Annotated in this window: 13 protein-coding genes; 7 read left to right on the forward strand and 6 right to left on the reverse strand. The window is 67.3% G+C overall.

Going from position 1 to position 14,496, the window contains the following annotated elements; all coding sequences use genetic code 11:
* Nucleotides 1–56 precede the first annotated feature (56 nt).
* From rpsB to G5A46_RS13730, 3 genes are all read right to left on the reverse strand, one after another.
* Nucleotides 57–830: a 30S ribosomal protein S2 gene (gene rpsB, locus G5A46_RS13720; protein WP_163850207.1), complete on the reverse strand. Its 774-nt coding sequence runs from the start codon at nt 828–830 to the stop codon at nt 57–59.
* Between the two features lie 213 nt (nt 831–1,043).
* Nucleotides 1,044–2,618 (reverse strand): ABC-F family ATP-binding cassette domain-containing protein, encoded by a 1,575-nt coding sequence (locus G5A46_RS13725; RefSeq protein WP_163850209.1) that lies wholly within the window; start codon nt 2,616–2,618, stop codon nt 1,044–1,046.
* Nucleotides 2,619–2,769: 151 nt separating this feature from the next.
* A complete protein-coding gene (locus G5A46_RS13730) occupies nt 2,770–3,945 on the reverse strand; it encodes a HupE/UreJ family protein (RefSeq protein ID WP_239520909.1) in 1,176 nt (391 codons plus the stop codon).
* Here G5A46_RS13730 and G5A46_RS13735 point away from each other — a divergent pair.
* From G5A46_RS13735 to G5A46_RS13750, 4 genes are all read left to right on the forward strand, one after another.
* On the forward strand, nt 3,932–4,747 hold the full coding sequence (locus tag G5A46_RS13735; RefSeq protein ID WP_163850211.1) for a DUF4198 domain-containing protein: 816 nt from the start codon (nt 3,932–3,934) through the stop codon (nt 4,745–4,747). The two genes, G5A46_RS13730 and G5A46_RS13735, sit on opposite strands and share 14 nt — an antisense overlap.
* 229 nt (nt 4,748–4,976) lie before the next feature.
* On the forward strand, nt 4,977–5,867 hold the full coding sequence (locus tag G5A46_RS13740; protein ID WP_163850213.1) for a PfkB family carbohydrate kinase: 891 nt from the start codon (nt 4,977–4,979) through the stop codon (nt 5,865–5,867).
* A gap of 15 nt (nt 5,868–5,882) precedes the next feature.
* Nucleotides 5,883–6,794 carry a pseudouridine-5'-phosphate glycosidase gene (locus G5A46_RS13745; protein ID WP_163850215.1) on the forward strand — a complete coding sequence of 304 codons (912 nt, stop codon included), beginning with the start codon at nt 5,883–5,885 and terminating at the stop codon, nt 6,792–6,794.
* A gap of 87 nt (nt 6,795–6,881) precedes the next feature.
* Complete coding sequence (locus G5A46_RS13750; RefSeq protein ID WP_163850216.1) at nt 6,882–7,574, forward strand: DUF502 domain-containing protein; 693 nt, start codon at nt 6,882–6,884, stop codon at nt 7,572–7,574.
* 37 nt (nt 7,575–7,611) lie between these two features.
* On the opposite strand, the gene G5A46_RS13755 is transcribed toward G5A46_RS13750, so the two are convergent.
* Together G5A46_RS13755 and G5A46_RS13760 are read right to left on the reverse strand one after the other, a co-directional pair.
* Nucleotides 7,612–8,706, reverse strand: a complete 1,095-nt coding sequence (locus tag G5A46_RS13755) for a patatin-like phospholipase family protein (protein WP_239520915.1) — start codon at nt 8,704–8,706, stop codon at nt 7,612–7,614.
* 7 nt (nt 8,707–8,713) lie between these two features.
* On the reverse strand, nt 8,714–9,487 hold the full coding sequence (locus G5A46_RS13760) for a 3-hydroxybutyrate dehydrogenase (RefSeq protein WP_163850220.1): 774 nt from the start codon (nt 9,485–9,487) through the stop codon (nt 8,714–8,716).
* Between the two features lie 398 nt (nt 9,488–9,885).
* Between G5A46_RS13760 and G5A46_RS13765 the strand changes: the two genes are divergently transcribed.
* Both G5A46_RS13765 and G5A46_RS13770 read left to right on the forward strand, forming a co-directional pair.
* Nucleotides 9,886–11,712: an extracellular solute-binding protein gene (locus G5A46_RS13765; RefSeq protein WP_163850222.1), complete on the forward strand. Its 1,827-nt coding sequence runs from the start codon at nt 9,886–9,888 to the stop codon at nt 11,710–11,712.
* A gap of 59 nt (nt 11,713–11,771) precedes the next feature.
* The gene (locus G5A46_RS13770) at nt 11,772–12,119 is read left to right on the forward strand and encodes a hypothetical protein (protein WP_163850224.1); all 348 of its coding nucleotides are present in this window, start codon (nt 11,772–11,774) and stop codon (nt 12,117–12,119) included.
* A 128-nt stretch (nt 12,120–12,247) separates the two neighbouring features.
* Here the strand turns inward: G5A46_RS13770 and G5A46_RS13775 are convergent, their stop codons facing one another.
* On the reverse strand, nt 12,248–12,871 hold the full coding sequence (locus tag G5A46_RS13775) for a helix-turn-helix domain-containing protein (protein ID WP_163850226.1): 624 nt from the start codon (nt 12,869–12,871) through the stop codon (nt 12,248–12,250).
* An 88-nt stretch (nt 12,872–12,959) separates the two neighbouring features.
* Between G5A46_RS13775 and G5A46_RS13780 the strand changes: the two genes are divergently transcribed.
* The gene (locus G5A46_RS13780; RefSeq protein ID WP_163851142.1) at nt 12,960–14,489 is read left to right on the forward strand and encodes a class I adenylate-forming enzyme family protein; all 1,530 of its coding nucleotides are present in this window, start codon (nt 12,960–12,962) and stop codon (nt 14,487–14,489) included.
* The last annotated feature ends 7 nt before the right edge of the window (nt 14,490–14,496 follow it).

The following is a 14,496-nucleotide window of genomic DNA, read 5'->3' on the forward strand; positions in this document are numbered from 1 at the left end:
GGAATGGTCCGGCCGCGGGTATGCCCGCAGCCGGTGACAGCTGTGTAACGGCGGGCTTATGCCTCGGCCGGGGTCTCTTCGGCCACGACCTCTTCGGCGGGGGCCTCTTCCATGGCGCCCATGTCGACGCCGGCGGCGCCCAGCTGGGCGGTCATGCCGTCGATGGCCGCGCGGGAGGCCAGGTCGGTATAGAGAGAGATGGCGCGGGCCGCGTCATCGTTGCCGGGGATGATGTAGTCGATCCCGTCGGGGGAGCAGTTGGTATCCACGATCGCGACGACGGGGATGCCCAGCTTCTTCGCCTCGGCGATGGCCAGGGCCTCTTTCTTGACGTCGATGACGAACAGCAGGTCCGGCACGCCGCCCATTTCGCGGATACCGCCCAGCGAAGCTTGCAGCTTGGCCTGCTCACGTTCCATGCCCAGGCGCTCTTTCTTGGTGAGGCCCTCGGCGCCGTGTTCCATCTGCTCGTCGATCGCCTTCAGGCGGTTGATGGACTGGGACACGGTCTTCCAGTTGGTGAGCGTGCCGCCCAGCCACCGGTGGTTCATGTAGTATTGCGCGCATTTCTCGGCCGCCTCGGCGACGGGCAGCGAGGCCTGGCGCTTGGTGCCGACGAACAGGACGCGGCCGCCACGGGCGACGGTGTCACGGATGACTTGCAGCGCCTGGTCCAGCATCGGGACGGTCTGCGTCAGGTCCAGGATGTGGATGCCGTTGCGCGCGCCGTAGATGAACTCGCCCATGCGGGGGTTCCAGCGTTGCGTCTGGTGGCCGAAGTGAACGCCTGCTTCCAGCAGCTGGCGCATGGAGAACTCGGGAAGAGCCATGTCTTTTCCTTTCCGGTTTAGCCTTGGCGGGGGTGAGAAGCGGAAGCTTCAACCGGTGGACCTTCGGGGATGTCTCCCCCGAGCGGCCCGACCCCGCCTGCGGGATTGAGTGGCGGTGCCATACACCGCGCCCATCCCGGTGGCAAGGCCGAAAGGGACGGGACCGGTGTCATAGCCCGTTCTGCGCGTCATATGGGGGCTGTGCGCGCGCCGCTACCCCATCGCCACCTGCCGCGTGATGCCGATGGCCTGGCGGAACCGGCTGTCGTGGCTGACCAGCACGATCGCGCCGTCATAGTCGCGCAGCGCCTGTTCCAGCGCCTCGGTCGCGGCCAGGTCGAGGTGGTTCGTCGGTTCGTCCAGGATCAGCAGCTGTGGCACCGGTACGGCGGCAAAGACCAGCGCCAGCCCGGCGCGCAGCCGTTCGCCCCCCGACAACGCCGTGACCGGACGCGCGCCTGCCGCGCCGCGAAAGCCGAACCGCGCCAGAGCCGCGCGGGCCTGTTCGGCGTCCAGCGCCGGGTGCCGACGACGCATCGCACCGATCAGCGTTCCCTCGCGGCCCAACAGGCTGACATGTTGGTCCAGCAGCGCGCGCGGCACCGGATCCGCGCCCGGTCCCTGCCCGCCCGTGCCCAGGGCCATCAACGCCCGCAGAAAGGTGGATTTGCCCGATCCGTTGGCGCCGACGATCGCCACCCGCTCCGGCCCGCGCAACGTCAGCTCCGGGGCGGCGATCCGGTGCGGCCCGGCTCGCAACACCTGCCCGCGCACCGACAGCACCCGCCGCATCGCCGGCAGGTCGCAGGGTGGCAGGATCATCCGCAGGGGCAGGCGCGGCGCCATCTCGGCGCGGGCGGCACTGCGGGCGGTTTCGGCGCGCGCGACAGCATTCCCGGACAGCCGCGCGCCCCGTCCGGCAGTGGCCTCCGACCGCTCCCGCTGGCGATTGAGCAGCACCTTGGCCTGCGAACCGCGCTGCGCCCGGCCGTGGCGATCCCGCCGGGCCTGCCGTTCGCGCGCCTCCTGCCGGTCGCGCCCGGCGCGGTGCAGATCGGCATCCGCCTTGGCCAGCGCGGCATCGGCGCGGGCCTGGCGGGCGGCGCGGGCGATGGCGAATTCGCTCCAACCGCCGCCAAAGACGGTGACCGCCCCGCCGGGGGCGTCCAGCTCGATGATGCGGTCCATCCGGTCCAGCAGGGCGCGGTCATGGCTGGCCACCAGCACGACGCCGGGATGGCTGGCGATCAGCTCCGCAACCAGTTCCCGGCCCGGCGTATCGAGGTTGTTGGTCGGCTCATCCATCAGCAGCACGTCAGCGCCGGACAGATGGGCGGCCGCCAGAGCCAGACGCATCCGTTCCCCGCCCGACAGGGAGGTGGTGGGCGCAGTCAGGGACAGATCCGGCAGGCCGACCCGCGCCAGCGCCGCCGCCGCGCGGTCCGGCAGGGTCCAGTCCGCCCGGTCCGCATCGGCAAGGGTGCCCTGCCCGGCCAGCAGCCGGTTCAACGTGGCCAGCGCGGCGGTCAGACCCAGGGCGTGGGCCACGTCGGCCACAGCCCTGCCGCCGCTGTCCTGCCGAAGCAGGTGAACATTGCCCAAGGTGGAAATTCGTCCGGAAGCGATGGGATACGCCCCGGCGATGCATCGCAGCAGGGTGGATTTGCCGCAGCCGTTGCGCCCGATCAGCCCATGGCGGCCGGGACCGAACGACAGGGTCAGATCGGTGACAAGTGGGTCGCCATCAGGCGTGGCAAACGTAAGTTCCGTAAAGGTGAGGGAAGGCATGGAGAACCTGGGACAAAGGGACAGAGCATCGGGCAATCGGGCGCGTGGCGATGATCTGCTGGTCCATCGGGGTCTCCTCTCGTCTACAGTTTTCAGATACGCCCCCGCGTCCGAAAATGCAAATGCGCGGATGGGGGTGGCGCGGGCCGTGCTACAGGAATGCCCGCTCCACGAACCAGTAGAACCCGACGAGACCGATCACCGCCGAGGCCGGCACCGCGATGCGCGGGCGGTACCAGGGACGGTCGCGGAACCAGACCGCCAGCGCCAGGAAGGCCACCGCGATCACAGCCAACTGCCCCAGCTCGACCCCGATGTTGAAGCCCAGCAGCGCCGGGACGAGCTGTGCCTGCGGCAGGCCGAACTCCGACAGGACAGAGGCAAAGCCCAGCCCGTGCAGCAATCCGAAGGCGAAAACCAGAACCGGCCGCCATCGGTGCAACCGCGTGGACAGGATGTTCTCCACCGCGACAAAGGCGATGGACAGCGCGATCAGCGGCTCCACGATGCGGGCGGGCGCATCGGCCCAGCCCAACGCGCCAAGCGCCAGCGTCACCGTATGCGCCAGCGTGAAGGCAGAGATCTGCCATAGCAACGGCCGCAGTTTCGGTGACAGGAAGAACAGACCCAGCACGAACAGGATGTGGTCCAGCCCCTTGGGCACGATATGGGTGAACCCCACCGGGATGTAGGCGGCAAAGGCGGCGCCCGCGCCGAGCGCGCCGCGGCCCTTCGGCGTCAGCGGCGGAGAGGTGTCGCCGCCGTCCAGGTAGCCGGCGAAGCCGTCCTCCACTCCGACATGGCGCAGGATCAGCGTGCCGTTGCCCGCTCCCCAGGTCAGGGTGACAGCGCCGACGGCAGGGGGCAGATCGCCGGTCAGGACCAGCCGCGTACGGCGCGGCAGATCGGGGCTGCCGACTTCCGGCACGGTGATGTCGGTCAGGGTCAGCGGGAAGGCGCCGCCGCCATCCGCCGTCAGGATCACCCCCGGGCCGATACTGTCCCAGGCCGCGCGGATCCGCGCCTGCATCCGTGCGGGCGGCAGCGCGCGCAGGCTGTCGTAATCGCCGTTGCCCTCGACCTCGCTGGTATCTTCCACCCCGTCGAGGTTCAGTCCGGCGACCCGCGCCTCGGCGTTCAGTTCCAGCGTCAGGGTCACCTGCCCTTCGGCCAGCCGCAGGTCTCCAGTGGCGGGGATCACCTCATGCGCGGCGGCAGGCAACAGCGCCGTCCACAGCAGGATCGCGGCCAGCGATGCGGCGCGGACCCTTGACATGGCGGCCCTGTGGCGCAGCTTGGTCGCCATGAAAAAGATGATCCGACGCACTGCGTTCTCCCTGCTGTCCCTGGTGGCCCTGTCTGGTGCGGGGCTGTCCCATGAGTTTTGGCTGGAACCCGAGGAGTTTCAAGTCGCGCCTGACGCCGAACTGCGGGTGGCGATGAAAAACGGCGAGGGGTTCGTGGGCACCGACCTGGTCTGGTACGACCGCCGTATCGCCCGGATGGAGCAGTTGCGCGCCGGAACCGCCGCCCCGGTGACCGGCCGCCCCGGCGACCGTCCCGCCGTGCAGATCCCGGCCCGTGACACGCGGGCCGGGCTGGCGGTACTGGTCTACCAATCCACTCTGTCGACGCTGACCTATGACGATTTCGACCTGGTGCGCCGGTTCGCCGCCCACAAGGATTTGCCGACCCTCCTGCCCCGCCACGCCGAACGCGGCCTGCCCCGGAACGGCGTGCGGGAGGCCTACACCCGCTTCTGCAAGACGCTGATCGCCGTGGGCGAGGGCACGGGATCCGACCGTGCCACCGGGATGGAAACTGAATTCCTGGCCCTGGCCAACCCCTATGTCGACGATCTGTCCGGCGGCATGCCGGTGCGGCTGCTCTACCGGGGGGCGCCGCGTCCCGATGCGCAGGTCGAGATCTTTGCCCGCGCGCCCGACGGTCAGGTCACCGTGACCACAACACGCACCGATGCGGCGGGTGAGGCGCGGATCGCGGTGGCACCTGGCCATGCCTATCAGCTGGACGCCGTTGTGCTGCGCGAACCCGACGCCGCCCTGGCGGAGGAAAAGAACGTGATGTGGGAAACCCTGTGGGCCAACATGACCTTCGCCGTCCCGTGAGGCCGGGCACCGATCGCGCGCGGCTCACCGGTAACAGACGTGGACAGGCAGGGCGTGGGCGCAGATGGCGTTGCACGCAGGATCGAAAGGCCGAAGGAGACGCCTCGTGGCCCTGCCCCGCGCACCCGTTTCGGTGACCGGTCCACCCCGCCCCGGAGATCCGCCAGTGGCTCCGGGGACAACGCACAAGAGCCTTGCGCAGGTGCCCCGCGCCGATCACAAGGGACGCATGAGCCAAAGCCCAGATATCCTTTGCATCGGATCCGTCCTGTGGGACGTGATCGGCCGTTCCGCCAGTCACATGCGGCAGGGATCGGATGTGCCCGGACGGATCACCCGCCTGCCTGGCGGCGTGGCCATGAACATCGCCATGACACTGGCCCGGTTCGGGCTGCGACCCGCCCTGCTGACCGCTGTTGGCCGTGATCCCGAGGGTGACGAGCTGATCGCCGCCTGCGCGGAAATGGGGATGGAGACGGCGCATATCTACCGCTCCGACGATCTGCCCACGGATCGCTACATGGCTGTCGAAGGGGCCAATGGTCTGATCGCCGCCATCGCCGATGCCCACTCTCTGGAAGCCGCCGGCGCCAAGATCCTGCGCCCCCTGACCGGCGGCGCCCTGGGCAGCGCGGACCAGCCCTATGCCGGGCGGATCGCGCTGGACGGGAACCTGACGACCCACCAGCTGGAAGAGATCGCCGGTTCTGCCGCCTTTGCCGCCGCCGATCTGCGCGTGGCGCCGGCATCGCCGGGCAAGGCGCAGCGCCTGCGGCCGTTCCTGACGCACACCCGCGCGCTGCTGTACGTGAACCTGGAGGAGGCCGGGCTGCTCTGCCAGGATCAGTTCACCGACAGCGCCACAGCCGCCGCCGCGCTGGTCCGGCGCGGGGCGTTGCGCGCATTGGTGACCAATGGCGGCCAGCGCGCCAGCGACGCGGATGCGCTTGGCGTCGTCACCCTGGACCCGCCGGAGGTTCTGGTGACACGGGTGACAGGCGCCGGCGATACCTTCATGGCCGCCCATATCGTGGCCGAGGCCGAAGGTGCCGCACGGGAAGACGCGCTGGGCCGTGCGCTTCGTGCCGCGGCGCGATATGTGTCAGGCGATACCGGATAAGCTCGAGGAAATCCCATGGTTCGCATTCTCCGCTCTCCCGAGGTGACGCAGGCGCAGGAGGCCGGCCGCCCTGTTGTCGCGCTGGAAAGCACGATCATCACCCACGGCATGCCCTTTCCCCAGAACGTGGAAACCGCGCGTCAGGTGGAACAGGACATCCGCGATGCGGGCGCGGTGCCCGCCACGATCGCGGTGATGCACGGCACGCTGCATATCGGTCTGACCGATGCGCAGCTGGACCGGTTGGCCCAGGCACAGGACGTGGCGAAACTGTCGCGCGCCGACATGGCCGCCTGCCTGGCCACCGGCGGCACCGGCGCAACCACGGTGGCGGCGACGATGATCGCCGCGCGGCTGGCGGGAATCGGCGTCTTTGCCACCGGCGGCATCGGTGGCGTGCATCGCGGGGCGGAGGACAGCTTCGACATCTCCGCCGATCTGCGGGAGCTGTCCGAAACCCCCGTCACCGTGGTCGCGGCCGGGGCCAAGGCGATTCTCGATATCCCGAAGACGCTGGAAGTGCTGGAAACCAACGGCGTGCCGGTGATCGCTGTCGGCCAGGACGAGGTTCCGGCCTTCTGGTCGCGCGCCTCGGGACTGGCCGCGCCGCTGCGGCTGGATGATCCGGCGCAGATCGCCGCCGCCCATCGGATGCGCGCCGCGATGGGTCTTCCCGGCGGCCAGCTGGTGGTGAACCCGGTGCCGCAGGCGGACGAGATCCCGCAGGCGGAGATCACCCCGATCATCGCCCGTGCCCTGGAAGAGGCGGCCCGACAGGGCATCCTCGGCAAGGCCGTCACCCCTTTCCTGCTGCAACGCATTTTCGAGCTGACGGAGGGCCGGTCCCTGGCCACGAACATCGCCTTGGTGCGCAACAATGCCCGCCTTGCGGCCCGAATTGCCCAACATCTTGGCAAAGCGGACTGATTTGCGCGCGAATTCCGCGCTCTGCCCATTGCCGCGCTGCGGAGGAGTGCCTAGGTTCCTTATCCGAACACTCCTCCGGACGGGCTGATGAGCGACCCATTGAACCAACCCCTGCGCAACCGTCCCGGACTTTTTGCCCGGCTCCGGTCCTCGTTCCTGACCGGGATCGTTGTGATCGCGCCCATCGGGCTGACCATCTGGCTGTTGTGGACCATGTTGGGCTGGGTCGACGGGTTCGTCCTGCCGCTGGTGCCGGAACGGTTCCAGCCGGAAAAATACATCGGCATCAACCTGCGCGGTGTGGGAATCATCTTCTTCCTGCTGTTCACCATCGTGGTCGGCTGGGTCGCAAAGGGACTGATCGGCCGGTCGCTGATCCGTTACGGCGAAAGCGTCGTGGACCGGATGCCGGTGGTGCGGTCGATCTATTCCGGCGTGAAACAGATTGCCGAAACGGTGTTTGCCCAGACCGAACGCAGTTTCGAAACCGCCTGCCTGGTGCAATATCCGCGCAAGGGGATCTGGGCCATCGGCTTTGTCTCCACCACCGCCAAGGGCGAGGTCGCGACCCGTGCCGAAACCGGCAGCCCGTTGCTGAGCGTCTTTGTCCCCACCACGCCCAACCCGACTTCGGGCTTTCTGCTGTTCCTGCCGCGCGAAGACGTGATCGAGCTGGACATGTCGGTGGAAGAAGCGGCCAAGCTGGTGATCTCCGCCGGGCTGGTCTATCCCAACGCCAAGGATCCGACCCAACCGGCCAAGCGTGGCAAACAGGGCTGAAGCCCCGGTCCGGCGCCCGGCCCGGCGCGCCTGACATTCAGTCGAACATCGCCCGCAGGTCGGTCGAGGACCGTTCCCCCAGATCGTCCAGATGCGCCGCGAGAAACCGTCCGGCGGCCTGTCGCCCGGCGTCCTTCAACCGATGCAGCAGCACGGGATTCGGCATCAGCTTGGTCGCGACGGACAGTTCCTGCATCAAGTTGTCGTCAGAGATCATGTGCACCAGCACGTATTTCATCGCCGCTTCGGGCATCTTGCCCATTTGGATCAGACGTTGCACGAAATCGATCGCGCGCAATTCCCGCAACAGCGAGGAATTGAAGGAAATCTCGTTGATCCGGTTGTTGATCTGCGTGGGCGTGACGGGGATGTCATCGCGTTCCAGCGGGTTGATGTTCACGATGACGACATCCGCCGGCAACCTGGGATCGAACAACGGGAACAGCGCCGGATTGCCGGTATAGCCGCCGTCCCAGAATGCCTCTCTCCGGCCGGTACGGGGGTCGTCCAGCTCCACCGCCTGGAAGATCGTCGGCAGGCAGGCCGAGGCCAGGATCACATCGGTGCTGATCTCGTCGCCGGTAAACACGCGGATCTTGCCGTCACGCACGTTTGTGGCGCAGACATGCAGCTCTGGCCCCTCGCCCGCGCAGACGTCGCCGTAATCGAAATCATCGACCACCGGACGCAGCGGATTCTGCCACATCGGCCCCCAGGCATAGGGCGAGGACAGCCGCGCCGCCGCATCCGCCATGGCAAAGGGCAGCGAATATTCCATCGCCCGCGACATCGCCTGCGCGGCGGGCCAGGCGGCAGGCCCGCCCATCCAGGCCGGCATCCGCATGTCGTCGATCGCTCCCATGCGCGACCATAGCCAGTTCAGCGTCTCCCGCGCCCCTTCCCGACCGTTCCGGGCCAGCCCGGCCTTCAGCGCAGCCCCGTTCAGCGCCCCGGCGGAGGTGCCGGAGATGGCGGCAATCTCCACCTCATCGCTTTCCAGCAGGCGGTCCAGAACGCCCCAGGTATAGGCGCCATGCGCACCCCCGCCCTGAAGCGCCAGATTGATGCGCCGGGGCGAGGCGGCCCCGCGCCGGTCGCCTGCCGGGGTCTTCTTGCCGGTTGCGGGGGTCATGCGCCCCTCACAACGCGGTCCAGCCGCCATCGACACTGATGGAGGTGCCGGTGATCTGCTCCGCCGCCGCCGAACACAGGAAGGCCGCGATGCCGCCGATCTGCTCCACGGTGGAAAATTCCTTGGACGGCTGGCGCTGCAACAGCACATCGCGGATCGCGTCTTCGCGGCTCAGCCCGTATTTCTCCATCGTGTCGGGGATCTGGGCCTCTACCAGCGGGGTGTAGACATAGCCCGGACAGATCGCATTGGCGGTGATTGGCTCCTGCGCGGTTTCCAGCGCCACGACCTTGGTCATGCCGACAACGCCGTGTTTCGCCGTGACATAGGCCGATTTGTAGGGCGAGGCGGTCAGCCCGTGGGCAGAGGCCACGTAGATCACCCGGCCCCAGCCCGCCTTGCGCATCATCGGCAGGGCAGCAGCGGTGGTGTGAAAGGCGGAGTTCATGTTGATCGCGATGATCGCATCCCATTTCTCGGTCGGGAATTCGTCGATGGCGGCGACGTGCTGAATGCCGGCGTTGTTCACCAGGATATCACAGGCGCCCGCCGTCTCGATCAGGGCGCGGCATTCGGCGCCCTTGGACATGTCGCCCTGAATATAGCGCACCGGATTGCCCGTCTCCTGCGCCAACTCGGCGGCAAGGGCGTGGTCTTCCTCTCGGTCGCTGAAGGAATTCAGCACCAGCGACGCCCCGGCGCGGGACAATTCGCGGGCGACGCCCAGCCCGATCCCCGAGGTGGATCCGGTAACGATTGCGGTTTTGCCATTCAGTGACATGTGCCTCTCCTTGCCTGCCTGCGCGGCCCACACATCGTGACGCCGCGTCCGGGTGCATCCCCGTCCGTCCCGAGTGTAATGCTGCGTCTGCGAAATTCGAGAGCGGATCGCAAAACGGTGACAGGGAATCGGTACGGCGGAATTCGGGACGGGCGGTTCGCAAGACGCCGCCGGAGGGTCGGTCCCGCATTGCGCCAGACTGCATCGTAATGGCAGGAGACAAAAAAAACGCCGGCACAAGGCCGGCGTTCAGTTATTGAGGCAGGTTTCATACAGGCAAGAAACCTATCGAGCAGTGCTCTCTTTATATGCGAGGCAGACGAGCTTTGGAAGTTAAAAGTTTGAAAAGGCACGAAACCACCCGTATCCTTCCCGTCAACAATACGGGAGCAGCGCGGATGATCGCCAAACTTCGGCCAGAATCTTACCTGATCCTGCGGACGGTCATGGCCCTGTTTTGCTGGGCTCTTGCGCTGTCCGCCGCATCTGCGCAGCCGCAGCATGGCATAGCTATGTACGGCACCCCGGAGCTGCCACCGGATTTTGTGTCCCTGCCCTATGCCAACCCGGACGCGCCCAAGGGCGGCACGCTGGTCGATGGCAACACGGGGGGATTCGATTCGATCAATCCTTTCGTGGTGAAGGGGCGCGTGCCCTGGCAGCTGCGGTTCCTCACCCACGAAAGCCTGATGCAGCGCAATCAGGACGAACCCTTTGCCCTCTACGGTCTGCTGGCCGAATCGGTGGAGGTGCCCGAAGACCGGTCCTGGGTCGAATTCACCCTGCGTGCGGAGGCCCGGTTCTCCGACGGCAGCCCGGTCACGGTGGCGGATGTGATCTGGTCCTACGAGACGCTGGGCACGCGCGGCAATCAGCGCTACCGCGGCCTGTGGACGATGATCGCGGATATCGAACAGACCGGGCCGCGCTCTGTCCGCTTCACCTTTGCCGAAGAGAACCGCGAATTGGCGCTGTTGGTCGGCCTGCGTCCGATCCTGAAGAAGGCCCAATGGGAGGGGCGCGATTTCACCGCCAGCGGGCTGGACGAGGCTCCGATCGGATCGGCGCCCTACGTGATCGACAGCGTGGATCCCGGCCGTTCGGTCGTGCTGCGCCGCGATCCCGATTATTGGGGCGCCGACCTGCCGATCCGGCGCGGAACCAACAATTTCGACACGATCCGGATCGAGCATTTCGGCGATCAGAATGTCCTGTTCGAGGCCTTCAAGGCCGGGGAAATCAGCTATCTGCGCGAATTCAACGCCGAGGCCTGGGCCCGCGATTACGACTTCCCCGCAGCCCAGCGCGGTGATGTGGTCAAGACCGAGATCCCGTCAGAACAGCCGACCGGGCTGACCGGCTACGTGATGAACAGCCGCCGCCCGCCGCTGGACGACATCCGGGTGCGCGATGCGCTGATCCATGCCTTCAACTTCGAGTTCATCAATGACACGATCACCGGCGGGCGTCAGCCACGCATCACTTCCTATTTCTCCGACAGCGCGCTGGCGATGCGCCCCGGCCCGGCCTCGGGCGCGGTGGCGGAACTGCTGGCGCCCTTCGCCGAGGATCTGCCGCCGGCGGTGATGCAGGGCTACACGCTGCCGCAAGGCGATGGCACGGCGCGCAACCGGCGCAGTTTCCGCAAGGCCTCCGGCCTGCTGGATGCCGCCGGCTGGCAGGTCGACGATCGCGGCCAGCGGATGCGCGACGGCCAGCCGCTGGCAGTGGAAATCCTGTTGCGCCAGGGCGCGCAGCAGGACCAGCAGATCATCGACGTCTACGTGCAGGCGCTGCAACGGCTGGGCATCGCCGCGCGTGTCACGACAGTGGATGATGCGCAATATTATCAACGTGTTGGCGCGCTGGATTTTGACATCACCGATTTCCGCCGCGCGGCCTCCCTGTCGCCGGGCAACGAGCAGCGGCTGTACTGGGGATCGGCGCAGGCCGATGCGGCGGGATCGCGCAACCTGATGGGCGTGAAATCGCCGGCCGTGGATGCGATGATCGACGCCATGACCACCGCGCGCGATCAGGACGGGCTGGTCGCTGCCGCACGCGCGCTGGACCGTCTGCTGGCGGCAGGGCGCTACGTGATCCCGATCTTTTCCTTCGATGTGGGGCGTATCGCGCACCAATCGAACCTGGATTGGTCGGGCCGCGCGCCCCTGTTGGGAGACAGTGTGAATTTCATGCCCGAAACCTGGTGGCAGGCGGAATAGGGAACGCGCCGCGTCCGGTGGGCGTTGGGTGGGAAACGCCAAGCAAAAGGATGGTTCCCATGCAATGGACCGCAATCGCCCAGAACTGGCAGGCCTACGTCGGCTCGATCATGCAACGCTGGCCGGAGGCCGAAGAGGATGATCTGCTGACCCTCGACGGCACCCAGACCACGCTGGCCGGCTACCTGGCCGGCCGAACCAATCGTGACCTGGTGGAGATCAACGAGGAAATCGAGGAATGGCGCACCGGGGCGATGCCCTCGGACGTGCGCATGGACGAAAGCCGCGACAACCACAACATCGGCGAAAGCGCCCGCCACATTCCGCCGGGAGAAGACGTCTACAATGACGATGACGCCTTTGGCGCAGAGGAGGCGCAGGATACGCCGCTGGGCCGCACCGGCTGAGGGGCGGAGCCTTCCCGCCAGAGATCCCGCCAAGGGCCCTGCCGTCGCGCGGGGTCCTTTGCAATTCGGGAGGGCAGACGGACGCGGCCGATGATCAAACGCGGCCCGGAACACCGCCGCGAACCCGCTCAGCCCAGAGAGGTCACCCACAGGATCGTCGCGTCGTCATCACTGATGGAGATCACGTTATGGCCCATGGTGCTGTCGTAATAGGCGGTATCGCCGCGCTTCAGCTCCACCGGGGCATAGAATTCCGAGTAGAACCGCACCGCCCCGGTCAGCACATAAAGGAATTCCTCGCCCTCGTGGCGGACCCAGCCATCGAATTCGGCCAGGTCGCGGGCGCGGATGCGGGCCTGGTAGGGCAGCATCTTCTTGCGGCTGAGTTCCGTGGCCAGCAATTTGTGCTCGTAAGTGGCGGTGGCGTGATCGGCGCCGCCTCCGGAGCGCGTCACCGTCATCCGCGCCGTTACCTGGGCGGAAGGCGCCGGGGTGAACAATTGCGGGACCGAGATTTCCAGCCCGATCGCCAGCTTCTTCAGCGCGTCATAGGTGGGCGACATCTGGCCGTTCTCGATCTTTGACAGGGTAGATCGCGCCATGCCCGCCTGTGCCGCCGCCTGTTCCAGGGTCCAGCTGCGGGCCTTGCGCAGTTCGCGCACACGCTCGCCCAGGTTCAATGGCTCGGCGGTGCTGTCCTCGCCACTTTCACGGGCGATGCGGATCAGCGATCTGGGGTCGGTCTCTGTCATGGCGACGCGGTATAGGGCCGGCCCCGCGCCCATGCAACCGCAACCGCATCCTCTTGCAACCGCACCCGACGGGCCTTAACCCTTGGCCATGCTCTCGATCTTTGACCAGGGGCCACCCGCGCCCTGCCCGCATCCGTTCAACCTGGCCGCCCATGTGCTGGGCAGCGCCGGGGATCTGCCCGACAAGATCGCCCTGTCCGTCCTGGGCCTGTCCGGCGCCGAAAGATGGAGCTTTGCCCGGTTGGAGGCCGCCGTGCGCGGCACCGCCACCGGCCTGTTGCGGGCCGGGCTGGAGCCTGGGCAGATCGTGCTGATGCGGCTGGGCAATGACGTGGATTTCCCGATCGCCTTTCTGGGCACCATCGCCGCCGGTCTGGTGCCGGTTCCGACCTCTGCCCAGCTGACGGCGCCGGAGGTGGCGAAGATGATCGCCACGCTGAATCCGTCCGCCATCCTGCGCGGTGACGGGATCGCCTGCCCCGACACCGATCTGCCCTGTTTCGACGCGCCCGCGCTGCGCGCCATGCGCGACCTGCCACCCGCCGATTACGCCATGGGCGACCCGGACCGGCTGGCCTATATCGTCTTTACCTCCGGCACTTCGGGCAATCCGCGTGCTGTCTGCCATGCCCACCGCGCGATCTGGGCACGGCGGATGATGCATGACGGCTGGTACGGGTTGGGCGGCGATGACCGGCTGCTGCACGCGGGCGCGTTCAACTGGACCTATACACTGGGCACCGGGCTGATGGATCCCTGGTCCGTGGGCGCCACCGCGCTGATCCCCGCCGCGGGCATCGGCGCAGAGGCGCTGCCGCTGCTTCTTCGGCGCCACGAGGCAACGATTTTCGCTGCTGCCCCAGGTGTTTACCGCAAGATCTTGCAGCATCACACCCGCATAGACTTGCCGCGCCTGCGCCACGGGTTGACGGCGGGGGAAAAACTGTCGGACACGATCCGCGCGGATTGGAAAACCGCAACCGGGCTGGAGCTTTACGAGGCGTTCGGCATGTCGGAATGCTCTACCTTCGTGTCGTCTTCGCCGTCGCGGCCTGCCGATCCGGGCACCTTGGGCCGTCCGCAGATCGGGCGCCGCGTCGCGCTGATCGGCGCCGACGGCCCCGTGCCACTGGGCCAGGAAGGGGTGATCGCCGTGCATCGCGACGATCCGGGCCTGATGCTGGGCTACCTGGGTGCGGAAGCCGAGACGCAGGCCCGGTTCGCGGGCGATTGGTTCCAGACCGGTGATCAGGGCGTGATGGATGGCGAGGGCCAGATCACCTACCTGGGCCGCGATGATGACATGATGAATGCCGGCGGCTACCGCGTCTCCCCGATCGAGGTGGAGCAGGCGCTGACCGACCTGCCCGGCATTACCGAAATCGGTGTCACCGATTGCGAGGTCAAGGCCGATGCCCGGCTGATCATCGCCTTCTACACCGGTCCCGCCCCGCTGGAGGAGGCGATGCTGAAAGCCGCCGCCGCCGACCGGCTGGCCCGGTACAAGCAGCCCCGCGCCTTCGTCCATCTGGATGAGATGCCGCGCAATCCCAACGGAAAACTTCAGCGCCGCGCGCTGCGCCAGCTTTGGGTGGCGCGCGCCACCCCGGCAGTCTGAACCTTCC

The organism is Pseudooceanicola aestuarii (assembly GCF_010614805.1).
GTDB lineage: Bacteria > Pseudomonadota > Alphaproteobacteria > Rhodobacterales > Rhodobacteraceae > Pseudooceanicola > Pseudooceanicola aestuarii.

Bases quoted from the DNA above. Each gene is read 5' to 3' on its own strand.
- rpsB (WP_163850207.1), bottom strand. From the start codon at position 830: ATGGCTCTTCCCGAGTTCTCCATGCGCCAGCTGCTGGAAGCAGGCGTT.
- G5A46_RS13725 (WP_163850209.1), bottom strand. From the start codon at position 2,618: ATGCCTTCCCTCACCTTTACGGAACTTACGTTTGCCACGCCTGATGGC.
- G5A46_RS13735 (WP_163850211.1), top strand. From the start codon at position 3,932: ATGATCCGACGCACTGCGTTCTCCCTGCTGTCCCTGGTGGCCCTGTCT.
- G5A46_RS13740 (WP_163850213.1), top strand. From the start codon at position 4,977: ATGAGCCAAAGCCCAGATATCCTTTGCATCGGATCCGTCCTGTGGGAC.
- G5A46_RS13745 (WP_163850215.1), top strand. From the start codon at position 5,883: ATGGTTCGCATTCTCCGCTCTCCCGAGGTGACGCAGGCGCAGGAGGCC.
- G5A46_RS13750 (WP_163850216.1), top strand. From the start codon at position 6,882: ATGAGCGACCCATTGAACCAACCCCTGCGCAACCGTCCCGGACTTTTT.
- G5A46_RS13755 (WP_239520915.1), bottom strand. From the start codon at position 8,706: ATGACCCCCGCAACCGGCAAGAAGACCCCGGCAGGCGACCGGCGCGGG.
- G5A46_RS13760 (WP_163850220.1), bottom strand. From the start codon at position 9,487: ATGTCACTGAATGGCAAAACCGCAATCGTTACCGGATCCACCTCGGGG.
- G5A46_RS13765 (WP_163850222.1), top strand. From the start codon at position 9,886: ATGATCGCCAAACTTCGGCCAGAATCTTACCTGATCCTGCGGACGGTC.
- G5A46_RS13770 (WP_163850224.1), top strand. From the start codon at position 11,772: ATGCAATGGACCGCAATCGCCCAGAACTGGCAGGCCTACGTCGGCTCG.
- G5A46_RS13775 (WP_163850226.1), bottom strand. From the start codon at position 12,871: ATGACAGAGACCGACCCCAGATCGCTGATCCGCATCGCCCGTGAAAGT.
- G5A46_RS13780 (WP_163851142.1), top strand. From the start codon at position 12,960: ATGCTCTCGATCTTTGACCAGGGGCCACCCGCGCCCTGCCCGCATCCG.